At 76.4% G+C, this 18,797-nt stretch carries 17 protein-coding genes; 10 read left to right on the top strand and 7 right to left on the bottom strand.

Annotated elements, in window-relative coordinates; genetic code table 11:
• Positions 1-118: 118 nt before the first annotated feature.
• The 3 genes from CLV92_RS09875 to CLV92_RS09865 form a co-directional block, all read right to left on the bottom strand.
• Complete coding sequence (locus tag CLV92_RS09875) at positions 119-415, bottom strand: antibiotic biosynthesis monooxygenase family protein (protein WP_104432653.1); 297 nt, start codon at positions 413-415, stop codon at positions 119-121.
• A 29-nt stretch (positions 416-444) separates the two neighbouring features.
• Complete coding sequence (locus CLV92_RS09870) at positions 445-1,227, bottom strand: 3-keto-5-aminohexanoate cleavage protein (RefSeq protein ID WP_104432652.1); 783 nt, start codon at positions 1,225-1,227, stop codon at positions 445-447.
• A gap of 157 nt (positions 1,228-1,384) precedes the next feature.
• Positions 1,385-2,419 carry an ion channel gene (locus tag CLV92_RS09865; RefSeq protein WP_211291020.1) on the bottom strand — a complete coding sequence of 345 codons (1,035 nt, stop codon included), beginning with the start codon at positions 2,417-2,419 and terminating at the stop codon, positions 1,385-1,387.
• Between the two features lie 187 nt (positions 2,420-2,606).
• Between CLV92_RS09865 and CLV92_RS09860 the strand changes: the two genes are divergently transcribed.
• From CLV92_RS09860 to CLV92_RS09845, 4 genes are all read left to right on the top strand, one after another.
• Positions 2,607-3,227: a DUF2617 family protein gene (locus CLV92_RS09860; protein WP_104432650.1), complete on the top strand. Its 621-nt coding sequence runs from the start codon at positions 2,607-2,609 to the stop codon at positions 3,225-3,227.
• Positions 3,224-3,640 (top strand): DUF4247 domain-containing protein, encoded by a 417-nt coding sequence (locus CLV92_RS09855; RefSeq protein WP_158257185.1) that lies wholly within the window; start codon positions 3,224-3,226, stop codon positions 3,638-3,640. Before CLV92_RS09860 ends, CLV92_RS09855 begins: the two co-directional genes overlap by 4 nt.
• 100 nt (positions 3,641-3,740) lie before the next feature.
• Complete coding sequence (locus CLV92_RS09850; protein ID WP_104432648.1) at positions 3,741-4,166, top strand: DUF350 domain-containing protein; 426 nt, start codon at positions 3,741-3,743, stop codon at positions 4,164-4,166.
• Between the two features lie 61 nt (positions 4,167-4,227).
• On the top strand, positions 4,228-5,772 hold the full coding sequence (locus CLV92_RS09845; RefSeq protein ID WP_104432801.1) for a polyamine aminopropyltransferase: 1,545 nt from the start codon (positions 4,228-4,230) through the stop codon (positions 5,770-5,772).
• A 70-nt stretch (positions 5,773-5,842) separates the two neighbouring features.
• On the opposite strand, the gene CLV92_RS09840 is transcribed toward CLV92_RS09845, so the two are convergent.
• The 4 genes from CLV92_RS09840 to CLV92_RS09825 all read right to left on the bottom strand — a co-directional run bounded on the left by CLV92_RS09840 (position 5,843) and on the right by CLV92_RS09825 (position 9,326).
• Complete coding sequence (locus CLV92_RS09840; protein WP_104432647.1) at positions 5,843-6,538, bottom strand: monooxygenase; 696 nt, start codon at positions 6,536-6,538, stop codon at positions 5,843-5,845.
• A 76-nt stretch (positions 6,539-6,614) separates the two neighbouring features.
• The gene (locus CLV92_RS09835) at positions 6,615-7,448 is read right to left on the bottom strand and encodes an alpha/beta hydrolase (protein ID WP_158257184.1); all 834 of its coding nucleotides are present in this window, start codon (positions 7,446-7,448) and stop codon (positions 6,615-6,617) included.
• Between the two features lie 35 nt (positions 7,449-7,483).
• Entirely contained in the window at positions 7,484-8,059 is a 576-nt protein-coding gene (locus CLV92_RS09830) for a YbaK/EbsC family protein (protein ID WP_146099481.1), read from the bottom strand.
• A 61-nt stretch (positions 8,060-8,120) separates the two neighbouring features.
• Positions 8,121-9,326, bottom strand: a complete 1,206-nt coding sequence (locus CLV92_RS09825; RefSeq protein WP_104432645.1) for a PucR family transcriptional regulator — start codon at positions 9,324-9,326, stop codon at positions 8,121-8,123.
• Positions 9,327-9,527: 201 nt separating this feature from the next.
• Here CLV92_RS09825 and CLV92_RS09820 point away from each other — a divergent pair, with 201 nt between their 5' ends.
• From CLV92_RS09820 to CLV92_RS09795, 6 genes are all read left to right on the top strand, one after another.
• A complete protein-coding gene (locus CLV92_RS09820; protein WP_104432644.1) occupies positions 9,528-10,451 on the top strand; it encodes a proline dehydrogenase family protein in 924 nt (307 codons plus the stop codon).
• Between the two features lie 72 nt (positions 10,452-10,523).
• Positions 10,524-12,146 (top strand): L-glutamate gamma-semialdehyde dehydrogenase, encoded by a 1,623-nt coding sequence (gene pruA, locus CLV92_RS09815; protein WP_104432643.1) that lies wholly within the window; start codon positions 10,524-10,526, stop codon positions 12,144-12,146.
• 575 nt (positions 12,147-12,721) lie between these two features.
• The gene (locus tag CLV92_RS09810) at positions 12,722-13,090 is read left to right on the top strand and encodes a DUF6504 family protein (protein WP_104432642.1); all 369 of its coding nucleotides are present in this window, start codon (positions 12,722-12,724) and stop codon (positions 13,088-13,090) included.
• A 10-nt stretch (positions 13,091-13,100) separates the two neighbouring features.
• Positions 13,101-13,655, top strand: a complete 555-nt coding sequence (locus CLV92_RS09805; RefSeq protein ID WP_211291019.1) for an SAV_6107 family HEPN domain-containing protein — start codon at positions 13,101-13,103, stop codon at positions 13,653-13,655.
• 107 nt (positions 13,656-13,762) lie between these two features.
• Entirely contained in the window at positions 13,763-17,818 is a 4,056-nt protein-coding gene (locus CLV92_RS09800) for a DNA polymerase III subunit alpha (RefSeq protein ID WP_104432641.1), read from the top strand.
• A 166-nt stretch (positions 17,819-17,984) separates the two neighbouring features.
• The gene (locus CLV92_RS09795; protein WP_104432640.1) at positions 17,985-18,734 is read left to right on the top strand and encodes a methyltransferase domain-containing protein; all 750 of its coding nucleotides are present in this window, start codon (positions 17,985-17,987) and stop codon (positions 18,732-18,734) included.
• Positions 18,735-18,797 lie beyond the last annotated feature (63 nt).

Below are 18,797 nucleotides of genomic sequence, written 5' to 3'. Positions count from 1 at the left end.
GGGGCGGCGGGACCACCAACCGGCCCTCCCGGAAAGGACCCTTTCCGTGGTTCCGCACCCTGGGGCCACCACGGAAAGGGTCCTTTCCGGGTTCCGGATTCCGGGCCGGGCCGGGGCGTCAGGCGCGGTGGACCTCGACGAAGTGCTCGACGAGGGGGAACGGCTCGTAGAAGGAGTGCAGCAGCTCCCGCCACTGCTGGTAGCGCGGCGACTGCCGGAACCCCTCCGTGTGGTCCTCCAGGCGGTCCCACTCGACGAGCAGCAGGTAGGTGTCGGCGCGCTCCAGGCAGCGGGACAGCGTCAGCCGCCGGAAGCCGGACGTCCCGGCGATGATGGACTTCGCCCGGCCGAACGCCTCCTCGAAGTGCTCGGACCGTCCCGGCCGCACGTTCAGGACCGCGTGTTCGAGGATCATGTCGGCAGCCTGCCAGGCCCGCGGCGGCCTCAGCCGGCCAGGACCGCGACCGCCGCGTCCACGAGCGCGCGGTTGCCCGGTGCGGGGGTTCCGTCGGGCAGCACCAGGACGTCCTCCAGGCCGATGCGCGTCGCGAGCCCGAGCCGGCCGGCCCGGTGCAGCACCGGCCAGCAGGTGCCGTCCTCGCCGTGGAGCAGGACCCCGCCCGGCGGTGCGGCGTCGCCGAGCGCGCGCAGCAGGTCCTCCGCAGCCCGCACGGCCGCGTCCCCACCCGGCCCCGGCTGCACCTCCAGCAGGACCCGCGAGCAGTCGGCGCGCAGGCCGGAGCGCCGCCACGCGGCGACGGCCCCGGGGAACCACAGCCCCGCCTCGACGCCGACGCCGCGCTCCAGCAGGAGTGCGGCGAGCTGCTCCGCCCCCTCCTCGTGCCAGTTCACGGACGCCACGTCGGGCAGCTCGCCGGGCCCGTCGAGCCAGCCGCGCACCGCCCGCAGCCGCGCGGCCGGGCCGGCCGCCGCCCACGCACCCGTCGTGACCCCGACCTCGACGCCGGGCACGGCCGCGCGCACCCGCGTCACGGCGGCGGCGACGTGCGCCGGTTCCAGGGAGTCCGCGCCGGAGAGGGCCTTGGGGTGCAGGTGGAGGGCGGCGGCACCGGCCGCGACCATCTCCCGCGCGTCCGTCGCCAGCTCCTCGGGGGTGCAGGGCAGCGCGGGGTGCGCGCCGGGGAGCCGCGGCCCGTCGGGGCAGCCCTGCAGCAGGGCACCGGGCTGCGCGTCCGGGCGCCACCGTCCCTCCGCCGGGCCCGCCATCCGGACAGGGTGGCAGCCGGGCCGGGACGCGGGAAGGGGCTGCCTGCCGCAGTTCCGGCGCGGTCGTCCACCACCCGGTGACCGCCGGCCGAGCGCCGCGGTCCCGGGCGGACCGGCGGTTCCTCCGCGCGCGGCCGGCATGAGCGCAGCGGCCTGGTCAGCGACGCGCGTCGAGGTCCTGCGGGGTGAGGCGGTGGGAGCCCACGTAGTAGAGGACGTCCCCTGCGCTGACCGGTTCCTGCCAGCCGGGGCTGATGCGCAGGCCGTCGCTGCCCCGCAGCGCGAGGACGGTGGCGCTGTGGTGCCGGCCGAGGTGCGTCTGGCAGTCGCCGAAGCTGGTCCCGGGGAAACCCGCCGGTACGCGCAGGGAGTACGTGTTGCCGTGTTCGCCGCTGCTCATCAGCTGGGTGTAGACCTGCGTGATGCCCGGGTCGAGGGCTTCCTCGGTGAGCAGGTACGGCATGTGCCACTGGGTGCACTGCACGCGGGGGTTGACGTAGTGGAAGTGCTCGCTGCGCCGGAGGTCGCGCAGCGCGGCGACGAGGTGCACGTCGGGGTTGGCGTGGTCGACGGCGACAGCGATGGTGAGGGCCTCGTCGTCGCTGCGACCGTCGATGATGACGGTGCGGGCCCGGGCCACGCACGCGCGGCGCATCACGTCGGCGTTGGAGAGGTCGCCGCGCACGAAGTCCACCTCGGCGACCTCCGGCAGCGGGTCGGTCGCGACGGCGTCCTCCCACGCGCACAGCACGACGCGCAGGCGGCGCTCGGCGGTCAGCTCGGCGACGATGCGCTCGCTGCGCCCGGGGGTGTAGCCGAGGAGGACGACGTGGCCCTCGAGGTCCAGTTCCACGGCCCCGCGCATGCGGTTCCCCCTGATCGACGTGATGTGGTCGGCGAGCCGGGTGAACAGCACCGTGAGCGTCACGATGCCACCGACGATGACGTAGACGCCCACGAGCCGGCCCGGTGTCGTGGTGGGTGCGATGTCGCCGTAGCCGACGGTGGCCGCGGTGACGACGAAGTACCACCAGTAGTTCTCCGGGCGGGCGATGCCCGTGTCCGCCGGTTCGGCGAACACCATCGCCGCCCAGCTGGTGAGGAAGACGAAGACCGCGATCGCCAGCGGCAGCCGCCAGCCCGTCAGGCGGGCGCGCACGAGGCAGGACAACCGGTGGACGAAGGTCAGCACGGCGCCTGCCGCGTCGCGCCTCGGAGGACCATGGAGGGGATTCTGGCAGGACGCCGCGGCGGCCGCGGGCGTCCGTTCCGGCTCCGGCCGCGGGCGACGCCCGGGCGGGGCGTCACGCCGGTGATCGAGCGGCGGGGGCTCGGCTAGCATCCGAGCGCACCGCACGACCGAGAGCTGGGGGAGGCGCATGCTCCGGGCCCTCGCCGCGCCCTACGCCGACGTCACCGCCGCGGGTCTCACCTGGCGGCTGGGCGGGCCGGCGCCCGAGGCGCTCGCGGAGCTCTCGGTCCGGGACGCGGCCGGCGGCACCCTGCTGGTCCTGCGCGTCCTGGGCGCCTCCCACGAAGTCCTCCTGGGCGATGCCGGACGGCCGTGGCTCACCGAGGTGGTGGCGTGCCTGCCGGGAGTGGGACCGTTCCTCCCCGAGCGCGTCCGGCAGGAGCTGCCGGTCCCGCCGGAGCCGGGTTCCGCCCAGCCGCCCGGTGCACCACCTGCACCGGGCCGGTCGGCGCACTACTCCTTCGACAGCGCCGTCGCCCGGCTGGGTGCGGGCGAGTTCGCGGCTCGCGTCGAGGAGTTGCGGGCGTCGCTGGAGCGGCGCGAGCACGCGCTCGTCGGCGTGTTCCCCGGTGCGGCGGACGCGCTGACGGCACTGGTGGGCGAGGTGAGCCCCGACGGCCGGTGCGCGCGATGGCAGACCTGGCACACCTACCCGCAGGCGGGCGAGATCGTGAGCACCTCGACGAGCGTCGCCCTGCCGGCGCCCGTGGTGGACAGCCGACCGACAGATCTGGGAGCGACGGTGTGAGAGAGCACGTGCGTGCGTTGCAGCGGGCCGGGCGGGGTGCGGCCGCGGCTGCGCTGGCGGCGGTCCTGCTCGGCGGCTGCGGCATCGGTGGCGGTGTCGAGGACGAGGCGGCCGAGCTGTTCCAGCGGCAGTCCTCGGCCGACGTGGGGACCGCGGCCGCGTACACGGCCGATGCCGACCCCGCCGGTGCGGCCGCCCGCCTCAGCGAGCAGGTCCGCCCTCTCGACCGCGTGCAGGCCCAGGACCGGATCTACCTGCGCTACGAGGACGACATCGTGCGCTTCGAGCCGCGGGGCGAGCAGACCCTGGTCCTCGTGGACGGCTACGAGGAGGGCCGCACCCGGTGGTCGGAGGACGTGGGCCAGCAGTTCGGCCCCGGCGACGGCGGCGCGGAGGAGGGCGAGGGCAAGTGAGCACCCCGCACCACCCGTGCGCGAGGCGCGCGGAGCAGACACCAGAGCTGACAGTTGAGCAGCCGGCCACCGGGCCGGCACACGAGGGGAGCCGGCAGAGATGATCGAGGACCTGTTCGAGGGAACGGTCGCGAGCGTGGCCTACCTCGCCGTCGGCCTGGTGCTGATGGCGATCGGCTACGTCGTCATCGACCTGCTGACGCCGGGCAAGCTCGGGGACCTCATCTGGACCCACCGCAACGCCAATGCGGCGCTCGTGCTGTGCTCCGGCCTGCTCTCGGTGGCCACCGTCATCGTGACGGCCATCATGACCAGTGAGAACGACCTGGCCGACGGGCTGCTGTCCACGGCCGTCTACGGCGGCCTCGGACTGCTCATGCTCGCCGTCACGTTCTTCGTCGTGGACATGGCGACGCCCGGCAAGCTCGGTGACACCCTCATCTCGGACCGCCTGCACCCCGCCGCCTGGGTCACCGCCGTCGCCCACCTCTCGGGGGGCGCGATCGTCGCCGCCTCGATCTCCTGACGGGAGCCGTGCCGTGACGGCGCTCGAGGAGGGCAGCGCGAGCCCGGACACCTCGCCCGCGCTGCTCCCGGTGGGTGTGCGGCCCGCGCGGTTCCTCGTGCTCACCGCCGTCTTCGTCTGCGCCGCATGCGGACTGGTCTACGAGCTCGCCCTGATCGCCCTCGGTTCCTACCTCGTGGGCGACACGGTGGGGCAGGCCTCCGTCGTGCTCGCCGTCATGGTGTTCGCGATGGGCGTGGGCTCGCTGCTGGCCAAGCGGTGGCAGCCGAGGGCGGCCGCCGCCTTCGCGGCCGTCGAGCTGGCCCTGGCCCTGCTCGGCGGGGTCAGCGTGCTCGTCCTCTACGCCGCCTTCGCCTGGCTCAAGCTGTACTCCCCGGCGCTCGTCGTCGTCTCCTTCCTCGTGGGGCTGCTCATCGGCGCGGAGATCCCGCTGCTCATGACGCTGCTGCAGCGCATCCGCCGCCAGGACGCCGGCTCCGCGGTGGCCGACCTGTTCGCCGCCGACTACGTCGGGGCCCTGCTCGGCGGTCTCGCGTTCCCGTTCCTCCTGCTCCCGCTGTTCGGCCACATGCGCGGCGCCCTCCTCGTCGGCGTGGTCAACGCGCTGGCCGGATCCCTGGTCGTGCTGTGGCTCTTCCGCGCGGACCTGGGGCGGCGGCTGCGGCTGGCCCTCGGTGCGGCGACCGTCGTCGTGGTGGCCGTCCTCGCCGGGGTGCTCGCGCTCGTCGGGCCGTTCGAGGTGGTCGCCCGGCAGGCGCTCTACCGCGATCCCGTCGTGCTGAGCGAGCGCACGCCCTACCAGCAGATCGTCGTCACCCGCGGGCTGACGCTCACCCGCCAGCCAGAGCTGCGGCTCTACCTCAACGGGGACCTGCAGTTCTCCAGCACCGACGAGTACCGCTACCACGAGGCACTGGTGCACCCGGCGATGGCGGGCCCGCACGAGCGCGTGCTCGTCCTCGGCGGGGGAGACGGGCTGGCGGCGCGCGAGGTGCTGGAGCACGGCTCCGTGCGCTCCCTCACCCAGGTCGAGCTCGACCCCGCGATGGTGCGGCTCGCGCGGGAGTGGGAGCCGCTGCGCTCGCTCAACGGGGACTCGCTGAGCGACCCCCGGGTCACCGTGCGCACCGCCGACGCCTTCACCTGGCTGCGGGAGCCGAGGGGCCCCTACGACGTCGTCGTCATCGACATGCCCGACCCCGACGCGGTCGCCACGGCCAAGCTCTACTCCGTCGAGTTCTACGGCCTCGTGCGTCGCGCGCTCGCGCCGGGCGGCAGGGTCGTCGTCCAGGCCGGTTCCACGTCGTTCGCCCCGAGGACGTTCGCCTGCATCGAGGCGGGGATGCGGGCGGCGGGCCTGCAGACCCGGCCCTACCACGTCAACGTGCCGAGCTTCGGGGACTGGGGCTACCTCCTGGCCTCCGCGGAGGCGGTGCCGGAGCTGCGGCTGCCGGACGGCGGACCCTCGCTGCGCTCCCTGGACGAGGCGACGCTGCAGGCGGCGGGCGTGTTCGCCCCCGACCGCGTGGTCGAGGACGCCGAGCCCTCGACCCTGGACCGACCGCGCATCCTCGACCTCGTCCGCACGGAGTGGCGGACCCGCTGAGGAGGCGGCCCCGCCGTCGCGGGCGCTTCCCGGGTGCCAGCCGGTCCTCTCCCGGAACCCGGCCCGGTTCCTACGGGGTGCGCCCGTCGAGGGTGCCCTCCACGTCGAGCACCTGGAAGCGCGCGAACAGCTCCTCCGCGTACCAGTGCTCGGCCGCGGTGCGGCGCACCACCTCCAGGTGCGGGCTGCGCCGGTGCGCGAAGTGCCGCAGGGCGGCGTCGTCGTTCCACAGCGAGAACGTCCCCTGCAGCCCGACGGGGGCCTCGCCGATCCCCACCGCCAGCCGCAGCCCGGGGGCGCGCTGCAGGTCCGCGGCCACGGGCGGCACCGCCCGGTAGAACGCCGGTGCCTTCAGCGCCCGCAGCCGAGCGCGGGTGATGGACGCGACGGGGCCGGGGCAGCGGGTGCGGCCGGGTGCGCCGAAGGGCCGTGCCCCGGACCAGGTGCCGCGGCTGGACAGCGGGCGCATCCGCACCCGGAGCCGCTCGCGGGCCAGCTGGCCCCAGGCGCGCACGGTGCGGCCGTCCTCGAAGGCGTCGGCGTCGGCGGGGGAGTCCCAGGCGACGAGCAGCGCCCAGCGGTGGGGGTCGGCGTCGGCGACGGAGAAGGTGTGACCGGAGCCGGTGCCCAGCAGCTTGGCGAAGCGCACCCCGGAGGCGCGGGCCAGGTGGCGGCGGTCGAGGGCCATCCGGGCCGCCGCGGCCACCACGGCCCGGGTGGGGACGCTCCACAGGTGCAGCGTCACGAGGCCGGGGGCGGGGGTCACGTGCGCCGAGCCTACGAGCCCGTGCCCCGGAGCGCGATGCGGTGCAGTCCGCTCAGCCATCCGCTCGGCCATCCGCTCAGCCACCGCGTCCCGCCGCCTCCGCCACGACCTCCGCGATGAGGCGGGCGCAGTCGGCGGGGCGGTCCCACGGCGGGACGTGCCCGCAGCGGTCCCACACCAGCCACCGGCACGCCGCGGGGGCCGCGGAGCGCAGCTGGGCGCGGGGAGCGGGCAGGACCCGGTCGCGGATGCCGAAGGCGACGGCCGCGACGGCGCGCACGTCCGGGCCGCGGGTGAACCTGCCCGCGGCGATGCCGGCGTCGGCGGCGCGGTACCCGGCGGCCGACTCCACCGCGGTGACGGCGTCGAGGGCGACCTCCTCGGGCAGGCGGCCCGGGGCGGCGCTCGTCGCGACGAGCACGAGGCGGCGTGCCCAGCGCCGCCGCAGCAGCGAGCGGGGCAGCCGCCGGCCCAGGCGGGCGAACTGCTGCCCCGTCGGGACGAGGGGCGGGCGGCGCCGCGGCCGCTCCCACAGCCCCGCGGGGGCCAGTGCGACGACGCTCGCCACGACCGGCGCGGCGCCCTCGCACGCGGCGGCGCCGTCCTCCGCGGCGGCCTCCAGCGCGACCCAGCCGCCGAGGGAGTGCCCGGCGAGGTGGACGCGGGGAACCCCCAGTTCGCGGCAGGCCCGGACCAGCCGCGCCCCGAGCGCGGCGGGGCGCATGACCTCCAGCGGGTCCTCGCCGTCGGGCAGGGGTGCCGCGCCGTGACCGGGCAGGTCGACCAGGACGAGGGCGAAGCGCTCCGCGAGTGCGGGGGCGACGAGGTTCCAGACGGTCGTGGAACTGCCGAGGCCGTGCACGAGCACGACCGTCTCCGCCTCCTCCGGTGGACGTCCGGCGCGGGTCACGGCGAGTCCCGCAAGCAGTTGCGGGGGTTCCCGGGTCATCCCACTTCGACGGGCTGGCCTCCGGTGAGGCGCAGCAGTTCGTCGTAGCGGGTGGGGAAGACGGCGCGGGGGTGCCCGGCGCCGACCCACACCACGCTCTGGGGGGCGAGGGCCACGTCGACGAGGGTGGTCATCGGAACCGGCTGGCCGAGGGGGGCGATCGCGGCGGAGCCGGTTCCGTCCGGGCCGGTGCCGGCGACTTCGAGGGCGGGCATGCCGAGGACGTCGGCGACCTGCTCGGGGACGACGCGGTGGATGCAGGAGGTCACCACGAGGACGGCGGTCTCCGCGTCGTGCTCACCGCGCACCGGGCGGGGGCTCCACAGGTGAGTCCGGTACCAGGGTTCGCGCTGCGGTGCCGGCGCCGGGGGCGGCACGAGCAGCACGCACGTCGCCAGCGCCGCGCGGGGAACCCCGAGGTGCTCGGCGACGTCCGTGGGTGTGCGCAGGCCGGGGGGAAGGATCTGCACCCTGCCGGTGGAGCGCAACGACTCCAGGGCGGCGGCGACCGCCGCGACTGCCGGTTCCTCCAGCAGCCGGGACTCCTCGGTCGTGCGGGTGCCCGCCTCCACGGTTCGACGGTAGGGGGTTTCCGCCGGTTCCGCAGATCACGGGCCGCCCGGCGCGGCGGGGTCAGCCCGAGCGGTGCGGCAGCACGGGGAGCAGGGCGAGCGCGAGGTGGAGTTCGAGCCGGTCGCGGCCGTCGTCGAGGTCGAGGCCGGTGATCGCCTCCAGGCGCCGCAGGCGGGAGTACAGCGTCTGCCGGTGCACGGGCAGTTCCGCGGCGGTGCGCTGGGCGCTGCCGGCGGCGTCGAGGTAGGCGCGGGCGGTGCGCAGGAGTTCCGCGTCGCCGCAGGACAGCAGCGCCCGCACCCGCGGGGTGAGGACGGCGTCGGCGAGGTCCTCCGCGCGTCCGTGCGCGAGCAGCCGGGCCACCCCTGCCCCGGACCACTCCACCGCCGCGGCCGGTGCCGGTTGCTGGGCGGGCTGCTGGGCGGCGAGCAGCGCCGCGGCCCTCGCCTGCCGCCAGGCCGCGCGCACGTGCGGCAGGGTCGGGACCGGGTCGGAGATCCCGGTGGCGGCGGTGCGGCTGCGCTCGGGCAGCAGGTCCCGCGCGCGCCGGGCCACGCTGCGCGCGGGCGCGAGGAGGGCGTCCTCGGCGGGGCCGGAACCCGTGCGGGGGCCGCTGCCGGTGGCCGGTTCGGGGCCGAGCGGGACGAGGAGCACGGCCCCGTCGTCGCGGCCGGTGGCGAGCACGCCGCGGGGCAGGCGCCAGGCGTTGACCTCCTCCAGGGGCCCGGTTCCGGAGGGCGGGAGGAGGACGACCACGGCCAGCGCGCCGGCGGGCAGGGCGTGGGTGTCGGCCAGGTGCTCGGCGGCCCGCTCCCGCCGCGCCGGGTCGGCGGACAGCAGCGCGTCGAGCATCCCGCTGAGGTCGGCGCGACGGCGTGCGCGGCGGGCGAGGACGGCACCGGCCTCCTCCGCCAGGGGCCGCACCCGGGCCACGTCGGCCTCCGGCAGGCGCCCGTCGTCGAGGAGCCACAGGTAACCGTGGGCGACGCGCTGCCAGCGCACGGGCACGCACCAGCGGGCCAGCAGCCCCTGCGCGGGATCGGCGGGGATGCGGACGGGAGCGGGGGAGCGGGCGATGCCGTAGGACTCGAAGCGGGCGCGGACGGCCGCGGTGGCGCGCCGGTGCAGGACGGTGTCCTGGCGCACGGCGTCGATGGGGCCGGGGTGCCCGCTGGCGGCGACGAGGTGGAACGCGCGGTCCTCCAGGGTGACCGGCGCACCGGTGAGGTCGGCGACGGCGTCGACGAGTTCCTGCAGGTCCGCCACCGCGTCCCCCTCCTGCCACCGGTCCCGCCCTCGGGGCCCGCGCCCGCTCCGGTCATACGGATGTATGAGGAGACGGGGGCATCATCCTCCAGATGTCGCTACGAGCGGCGAGCAGGAGTACCTACGGTTTCCAGACCGGCCACCGCCGGGAACCGCGTCCGCCCGCCGACACCCCTGGGGGTCCCCGTGCTCGCTCCTGTCATGCGCACCGCCCTCCTCGGTGCCGCCCGCAGCGACGCCCTGCGCCGCGCCGTGACCTCCTCGCCCGCCACCCGGCCCGTCGTGTCCCGCTTCGTCGCCGGCGACGACCTCGACGCCGCGGTCCGCACCGTCCGCGAGCTGACCGCCGCGGGGCTGACCTTCACGCTGGACCACCTGGGGGAGGACACCACCTCCCGCGAGCAGGCGGAGGCCACCCGCGACGCCTACCTGCACCTGTTCCGCCGCCTCGCCGACGAGGGGCTGACCGCGGGCGCCGAGGCGTCGGTGAAGCTGTCGGCGCTCGGCCAGGCCCTGCCGCGCGACGGGGTCCGCGTCAGCACCGGGCTCGCCGCCGAGCTCGTCGCCGCCGCCACGGAGAACGGCGTCCTCGTCACCCTCGACATGGAGGACCACACCACCGTCGACGCCACCCTGGAGACACTGCGGACGCTGCGCGCCGAGGTGCCCACCGTCGGGGCCGTCCTGCAGTCGATGCTGCACCGCACCGAGGCCGACTGCCGCGACCTCGCCACCGCCGGCTCACGCATCCGCCTCGTCAAGGGCGCCTACGCCGAGCCGGAGAGCGTCGCCTTCCCGGACAAGGCCGACGTCGACCGCGCGTACGTGCGCTGCCTGCGGATCCTCGTGGAGGGGCAGGGCTACCCCATGGTCGCCACCCACGACCTGCGACTGGTGCGCATCGCCCGGGAACTGGTGACCAGGACGGGGCGCGACGCGGACAGCTACGAGTTCCAGATGCTCTACGGCATCCAGCCCGCCGAGCAGCGCCGCCTCGCGGAGGAGGGCGCCACGGTCCGCGTCTACGTGCCCTACGGCACCGACTGGTACGGCTACTTCGTCCGTCGCCTGGCCGAGCGCCCCGCGAACGTGGGGTTCTTCCTGCGCTCGCTCACCACCCGCTGAACCCCCCCCCGCCCCACGAGCAGTCCGGCCCGCCGAGACCACCACACCCCACGAACCCGACCGGAGGTCGCCGTGCAGTCCGTCTCCCAGGTCCCCGCGCCCGTCAACGAGCCCGTCCACTCCTACGCGCCCGGCAGTCCGGAGCGCGCCCGCCTGGCGGGCAAGCTGGCGGACCTCGCCGGACTCGACCTCGACCTGACCCACACCATCGGCGGCGACCAGGTCACCGGTTCCGGCGAGCGCCGCCCGGTCGTCCAGCCGCACCGGCACGCCGCGCGGCTGGGCACGTACGCCGAGGCCACCTCCGAGGACGCGGCCGCCGCCGTGCGGGCCGCGAAGGCCGCGGCCGCGGACTGGGCCGCGATGGACTTCGAGGACCGCGCCGCGGTGTTCCTCAAGGCCGCCGACCTGCTCGCCGGGCCGTGGCGGGAGACGCTGGCCGCGGCGACCATGCTCGGGCAGTCGAAGACCGCGCAGCAGGCGGAGATCGACACCCCCTGCGAGCTGGTCGACTTCTGGCGCTTCAACGTCGGCTTCGCCCGCCAGGTCATCGCCGAGCAGCCGATCAGCGCGCCCGGCACCTGGAACCGCACCGACCACCGCCCCCTGGAGGGGTTCGTCTACGCGGTCACCCCGTTCAACTTCACGGCCATCGCCGGGAACCTGCCGACCGCCCCGGCGCTCATGGGCAACGTCGTGGTGTGGAAGCCCTCGCCGACGCAGGCGTTCTCGGCGCACTTCACGATGCGCCTGCTGGAGGCCGCCGGCCTGCCCCCCGGGGTCATCAACCTCGTGCACGGCGCCGGGCCGGTGATCTCCGACGTGGTGCTCTCCGACCGCGACCTGGCCGGGATCCACTTCACCGGTTCCACTGCCACGTTCCAGCACCTGTGGCGCTCGGTGGGGGAGAACATCGCGAACTACCGCACCTACCCGCGGCTGGTGGGGGAGACGGGCGGGAAGGACTTCGTCCTCGCGCACCCCTCCGCCGACCCCGGGGCGCTGAAGGTGGCGATGCTGCGCGGGGCGTTCGAGTACTCCGGGCAGAAGTGCTCCGCGGCCTCCCGCGCCTACGTGCCGCGCTCGGTGTGGAACCGGATGGGGAAGGACTTCTGCGCCGAGGTCGACGCCCTGCCCGTCGGCGACGTGACCGACCTGTCCAACTTCACCGGCGCCGTCATCGACGCCCGCGCGTTCCGCAAGAACGCCGACGCCATCGAGCGGGCCCGTTCCGCCGGGCTGGAGATCGCGGCGGGCGGCACCTACGACGACTCGGAGGGCTGGTTCGTCCGGCCGACCGTCATCCTCTCCGACGACCCGGGCGACGAGTCCTTCCGCACCGAGTACTTCGGGCCCCTGCTGTCCGTGCACGTCTACGACGACGGCGACTGGTCCCGGGTGCTCGAGACGGCGGAGTCCACCTCCGAGTACGCCCTCACCGGCGCCGTCATCGCCCAGGACCGCGCGGCGGTCGCGGAGGCGATGCGGGCGCTGCGCTTCGCGGCGGGGAACTTCTACGTCAACGACCGCCCCACGGGAGCGGTCGTGGGACAGCAGCCGTTCGGCGGCAGCCGCGGCTCCGGCACCAACGACAAGGCGGGTTCCCCGCTGAACCTGCTGCGCTGGGTCAGCCCGCGCTCGCTGAAGGAGACGTTCGTGCCGGCCACCGACCACCGCTACCCGCACATGGGCTGACGCCGCTCCGTTCCCCCGGGGACGTTGCGCGGGCGACGCGCCGGTGTCGCCCGGCCGAACGTCCCCACCCGGGTGAGGGTGTCGCGGGGCGGGGACGTTGCGCGGGCGACGCGCCGGTGTCGCCCGGCCGAACGTCCCCACCCGGGTGAGGGTGTCGCGGGGCGGGGACGTTGCGCGGGCGACGCGCCGGTGTCGCCCGGCCGAACGTCCCCACCCGGGTGAGGGTGTCGCGGGGCGGGGACGTTGCGCGGGCGACGCGCCGGTGTCGCCCGGCCGAACGTCCCCGCCCGGGTGAGGGTGTCGCGGGGGCGACTCCCCTTCCGTTGACGCGACGGAGGGTGATCGGTGTATCTTCGAAGCGTTCGAACAGGTGTTCGAACGAGGCGGGTACCCGGCTGCGGCTGCGAGAGAGGGGAAGCTCCCGCAGACCGCACGCCGGGTGCCCCGTCCTGGGCCGTCTTCCCCCGGCCCGTCGGCTGCGGGCCGTCAACCCCGACGTGTCGTACCCGTGGGGTGTGATGGGTGCAGCGACGGGACCGTGGCCGTCACCGGAGCGGTCGGGGGAGGTGGGCGGGGTGCGGCGGTTCGCCGAGGCGGTGCACGTCAGGACCGGGGTCGTCGGGGGAACAGCGCCCGCCCCTGCGCAGTTCCTCTGGAGGGGCCGGTTCTACGTGGTCCACGACGTCCTGGCCTGCTGGCGCGAGCGCAGCGCCTGGTGGGAGGCCTCGGTCGCCGCCGTCCACGGGGCCGACCTCCCCACCGGGGACCCGGTGGAGGACACCCTCGCGGAGGTGGAGCGGGAGGTCTGGCGCGTGGAGGCCAGCGCGGGCCGCAGCAGCAGCGCCGGCGTCTACGACCTGTGCCGTCCCGCCGCTCCCGGGACCGCGGCCACCCCGGCCCCGCTCGACGACGGCGCGTGGCGGCTGCTGCGCGTCAGCGACTGAGGAGGACCCGATGCCCACCCCCCGCACCGCTTCCCCGCGGCCGCGCAGGACGGCCGTCCCCGCCGCCGAGCCGGTGGTGGCAGAGCGGATGCCCGTCACCCCCGCGGCCTTCGACCTGCTCGAGCGCTCCCGGCAGGACCTCCTCGCGGCATGGGACGGCGACGACGTCGCCGAGCGCTATCTCCACGCCCACCTGGCAGCCCTGCGCTGCGCCGCAGCCGTGCTCGCGGTGCGCGGTTCCGCGGCTCCCCGGCGGCGAGGCAGCACGCCGCGCAGCGCCTGGGAGACCCTTCCCCGCGTGGCGCCGGAGCTGACGGACTGGGCGGCGTTCTTCACGGCCAGCGCCCGGCGCCGCTCCGCCATCGAGGCGGGCCGGCACGACGTCGTCGACGCCGAAGCGGCCGCGTACCTCATGCGTCAGGCCGAGGCGTTCCACCGGGCCGTGGAGGCCGTCCTCGGCCTGCCGCCGATCCCCCTGCTCCCCGACGCCGCGCAGGCCGACGCCGCGCGGGTCGACCCCGTGCAGGCCGGGTTCCTGCGGCCCGGCTCCGGTACCGCGAGCTGATGCCCGCCCCCGGCGGCTGAACGCCGCACCCCACCAGGTCCGTCCTTCCCCACGGGCGCCGACGGCTCACGACGAGCCCAGCACACCAGGGAACAGGACGACCCGACATGCCCCCCGCACCGCAGTTCACCCACCTCCACGTGGCCTCCGGCTACTCCCTGCGCTACGGCACGGCGACCCCGGCGGCGCTCGTGGCCCGGGCGGTGGAACTCGAGATGGACGCCCTGGCCCTGACCGACCGCGACGGCCTCTACGGGGCGGTGAAGTTCGTCCTCGCATGCCGGGAGGCGGGCATCGCCCCCGTCCTGGGCGTCGACCTCGCCGTCGAGCCCACCGAGCTCGTGCGGGGGCTGCCCGCCTGGGCCGACCCCTCCGCGGCGGCGCAGCGCCCCCACCCCCGCGTGCCCGTGCGCGGGGGCCGCAGCGTCGACCCCCGCCACCCCCGCGTCCTCGTGCTCGCCACCGGCAGCGGCGGAACAGCCGCCCACGGCTCGCCCGCGGACCCCGGGGCGGGCTGGGCCGCGCTGTGCCGGCTGGTGAGCGAGACGCACCTGCGGGGTGAGCGCGGCCACCCCGTCAGCAGCGCCGAACTCGTCGCGGCCGCAGCCGGCGGCGGGAACCTCGCCGTCCTCCTCGGCCCCGCCTCCGAGGTCGGCCGCGCCGTCCTCGCCCGCCGCGACGACCTCGCCCGCGCCGTCCTCGAACGCTGGCGGGCACTGCTGCCCGAGGGCTGCCTGCACGTCGAGGTCGTCTGCCACCACGGCCCCGAGCGCCGCCCGGCGAGCCTGCCCCACGCCGCCCGGATGCTGGCGCTGGCGCGGGCGGTGGGCGTGCCGGCGGTCCTCACCAACGCCGTGCGCTCACCGGCGCCCGGCGGGGCGGTGGTCACCGACCTCCTCGACGCCATCCGCCGCCTCGCCCCCCTCGGGGAGCGCCACCTCGACCGGACCACCGGGCAGGCCCACCTGCTCCCCGCCGCCGACATGGCCCGCACCGCACTGGCCGTCGCGCGCACCGCCGGGCCCGGGGCCTCCCGCACCGCCGCGGAACTCCTCGCCACCACCGCCGACCTCGCACAGCGCTGCCGCACTGACCCCGTCGCCGACCTCGGCCTGGGCCGGCCCCACCTGCCCGACCGGGCCGTGCTCGGCCTGGCCGGGGGAACCGACGCCGCCGCCGTGCTGCGCGCGCGCTGCGAGGCGGGGATCCCCCGCTGCTACCCGCACGCGGGGACCGGGCTCACCGCCGCCGTCCACCGCCGCCTCGACGCCGAGCTGCGCACCGTCGCCGCGACCGGTTTCGAGACCTACTTCCTCACCGTCGCCGACGTCTGCGACCTCGTCCGCGGCCTCGGCGTGCGGGTCGCGGCGCGCGGCTCCGGGGCCGGCAGCCTCGTCAACCACCTGCTCGGCATCTCCGGCGTCGAGCCGCTGGAGCACGGACTCCTCATGGAGCGCTTCCTCAACCCCCGCCGCGCCTCCCTGCCCGACATCGACCTCGACGTCGAGTCCGACCGGCGCGCGCAGGTGTACGAGGCGATCCTCGCCCGCTTCGGGGCGGAACGGGTCACGTGCGTGTCGATGATGGACACCTACCGGGTCCGCCACGCCGTGCGCGACGTGGGTGCCGCCCTGGGGATGCCGCCCGAGGAGATCGACGCGATCGCCACCGCGTTCCCGCACATCCGTGCCCGCGACGCCCGCGCCGCCATCGCGGAACTGCCCGAGCTGCGCCGCAGCGGGCTGGGGGAGCGGCGCCTGGACCGGCTGTTCACCCTCGTCGAGCAGCTCGACGGCCTGCCCCGCCACGTCGCCCTGCACCCCTGCGGGATCGTGCTCTCGGACCTGTCCCTGCTCGACCGCACGCCCGTGGAGGCGAGCTGGTCGGGGTTCCCCATGAGCCAGTTCGACAAGGACGACGTGGAGGCGCTGGGCCTGCTGAAGCTCGACGTGCTCGGCATCCGCATGCAGTCGGCCATGTCCCACGCCGTGGCGGAGGTGGAGCGCGTCGAGGGCGTCCGCGTCGACCTCGACGACCGCGCGCAGGTCCGGCTCGACGACGACGCGACGTTCCGCCTCGTCCAGTCCACCCGGACCCTCGGCTGCTTCCAGATCGAGTCACCCGGGCAGCGGGAACTGGTGGGCAGGTTCGCCCCCGAGACCTTCGCCGACATCGTCGTCGACATCTCCCTCTTCCGCCCCGGGCCGGTGAAGTCCGACATGGTCACGCCGTTCCTGCGGGCGCGGCAGGGCTGGGCGCCGCCGGAGTTCCTGCACCCGCGGCTGCGGCGCGTCCTGGAGCAGACGTGCGGGGTGGTGGTGTTCCACGAGCAGGTCATCGAGGTGATCTCCGCGACCACCGGGGTCGACCTCGCCGAGGCCGACGAGGTGCGCCGCCGTCTAGGCTCGCGCGACGGGCAGGCCGCGGTGGAGCCGTGGTTCCGCTCGGCGGCGCTGGAGCACGGCTTCGAACCCGCTGCCGTGGAGCGGATCTGGGACGTGCTGCGCTCCTTCGCCTCGTTCGGCTTCTGCAAGGCGCACGCGGCGGCGTTCGCCCTGCCGACGTACCAGTCGGCCTGGCTGAAGGCCCACCACCCGGCGGCGTTCCTCGCGGGCGTCCTCACCCACGACCCCGGCATGTACCCCAAGCGGCTGATCCTCGACGACGCGCGCAACCTGGGCATCGAGGTCCTCGGCCTCGACGTCAACGCCTCCGACGCGGTGTACCGGGTGGAGCGGGTGGAACCGCCCATCGACCCCGGCCCGCGGGGAACCGGCGGGCAGGGGGTCCTGGAGACCGCCGGGCCCGGCCGGGGGGACGGGCAGTGGCCGTGGGGGGTTCCCGACGGGCGCGGCTACGGCATCCGGCTGCCGCTGGCGGAGGTGCGGGGCATCACCGACGAGGAGGTCGCCCGCATCGTCGCCGCCCGCCCCTACGACTGCCTGGCCGACCTGTGGCAGCGGGCCCGCCCCTCCCGCCCCGTCGCGGAGCGGCTCGTCCTCGCCGGGGCCCTCGACGCCGTGCACGGCATGGGCGTGCCTGCCCGGGGGCGCTCCCCGATCCCGCGGCGGGGCCGGGCGACGCGACGGGACCTGCTGCTGCAACTGGCGGAGCTGGAACGGGCGGAGCGGGCCCTGCGGCCGGCCGCACCGCGGCGGAGCAGGACCGGGGGAACCGGGGCAGGAGGAACCGCGGCCGGCGGCGCAGCGGGCGGCGGGACGACGGCGACCAGGGCGACGGTGGCGGGGGCGACGGTGGGGCGGGCCCCGCGCAGCGCGGACGTGCGGGCGGCGGCCCGCTCGCAGTCGCAGGCACCCGCACCCGCACCCGAGGCGGCCGCCCTGCCGGTCCAGCTGGCGCTCGACCTCGGCGGGGCACCCGCCGACCCGCGCCCGAGCGGGCTGCCGGAGATGACCGGAGCTGACCGCGTGCGCGCCGAGCTGGACGTCCTCGGCCTCGACGCCAGCGCCCACGTCCTCGACTTCTACGCGGCCCTGCTCGCCGACCTCGGCACCACCCGCGCCCGCGACCTGCTGCGCCGCCGCAGCCGCAGCGAACTGCTCGTCGCCGGGGTGAAGGTGGCCACCCAGACGCCGCCGGTGCGCTCCGGGCGCCGGGTGGTGTTCCTCACCCTCGACGACGCCACCGGCCCCCTCGACGTCACCTTCTTCGAGGACGCCCAGGGTCCCTACGCGGCGACCGTCTTCCACTCCTGGTTGCTGCTGGTGCGCGGGGTGCTGCGCCGCACCGGCCCGCGCGGGGTGTCGTTGCGCGCCACGGGTGCCTGGGAACTGCCGCCGCTGCACGGGACGTGGCTCACCGGTGGCCGGGACGCGGTGCACGCGGTGCTCGCGGCCTCGCCGCTGCCCGGGGCGGTCTCGCCGGAGGCGGTGGCCGGCGCCGCCGCCAGCCGATCCACCAGGCCCGTCGTGACCCGCCCGCCGAGCGCGGAGTTCGGGGCGCGCACCCTCGGCGGGGACCGGGCGGACGCCGCGGAGGACGGGCGGCGCGCCGGGGGGATGGGCGGGCGCCGGGTGCTCGTGCACCCCAGCGGCTTCCGGCAGTCGCCGTACGCGGACGTCCGCCCACCAGGGGACGATCCCCGAGGCGGCGGGGGGCCCCGCAAGGTCTGGCACGCCAGCCCCGGCAGTTCCGGGCGGTGAGCGCCGCCGTGACGGCCGTCCCCACCGGCCCGGCGGCTGCGCCCCGGCCCGTCGCGGGCGGCGTCCCGCGGCGGGCCGGGCGGACCTGTCTAGGGTGGGCGCGGGGTTCGGGCGACCACCGCGACCCGGCGGCGGCGCCGCCCCGACGAGCACCCAGGAGGAACGCGTGTCCAAGGACCGGAGCGGGTCCCGGGCGGCGGGCGTGCTGTGGGAGGGCGTGCAGCGCCTGCTGGCCCAGTGCCCGGCTGCGGAACCGGACGGGACGGGCGGGGCGTCCGTGGTCGACCTCGGCGGCGGCACCGGCGGGCTCGCCGTGCGCATCGCGGCCCTCGGCCACCGCGTCACCGTCGTCGACCCCAGCCCGGACGCCCTGGCCGCGCTGGAGCGGCGCAGCGCCGAGGCCGGGGTCACCGACCGGGTGCGGGCGGTGCAGGGCGACGCCGCCGACCTCGCCGTGCTCCTCCCCGAGGCCGGTGCCGACCTGCTGCTGTGCCACGGCGTCCTGGAGGTCGTCGAGGACCCGCTCGCCGCGCTGCGCTCGGCCCACGCCGCGCTGCGCCCGCAGGGCCTGCTCAGCCTGCTGGTGGCGCAGTGGACGGGAGCCGTCCTGGCGCGGGCGCTGTCCGGTCACCTCGCGCAGGCCCTCGAGCTCGCCGCCGGCCCCGACCACCGCTGGGGTCCCGCCGACCCGCTGCTGCGCCGCTTCGACCGCGCCTCCGCCACCGACCTCACCGAGCGCGCCGGGTTCACCGTCACCGCGGTGGAGGGCACCCGCGCCTTCAGCGACCTCGTGCACAGCAGTTGCGCGGAGTCCGAGTCCGACCTGGCCCTCCTGCACCGGCTGGACGCCGAGGCGGCCCGCTCGGAGGAACTGCTGTCCGCGGCGGGCCACCTGCACGTGCACGCCCGCCGCTGACCTCACGCCCAGGGCTGCGCCCCTCGGGCCCCGCGTCCGGCTCCCGTCGTGGCGGGGACGTCC

The sequence above is a fragment of the Kineococcus xinjiangensis genome (assembly GCF_002934625.1).
GTDB lineage: Bacteria > Actinomycetota > Actinomycetes > Actinomycetales > Kineococcaceae > Kineococcus_A > Kineococcus_A xinjiangensis.
Note: the sequence above shows the minus strand (reverse complement) of the source record. Positions and strands in the feature narration are given on the sequence as shown.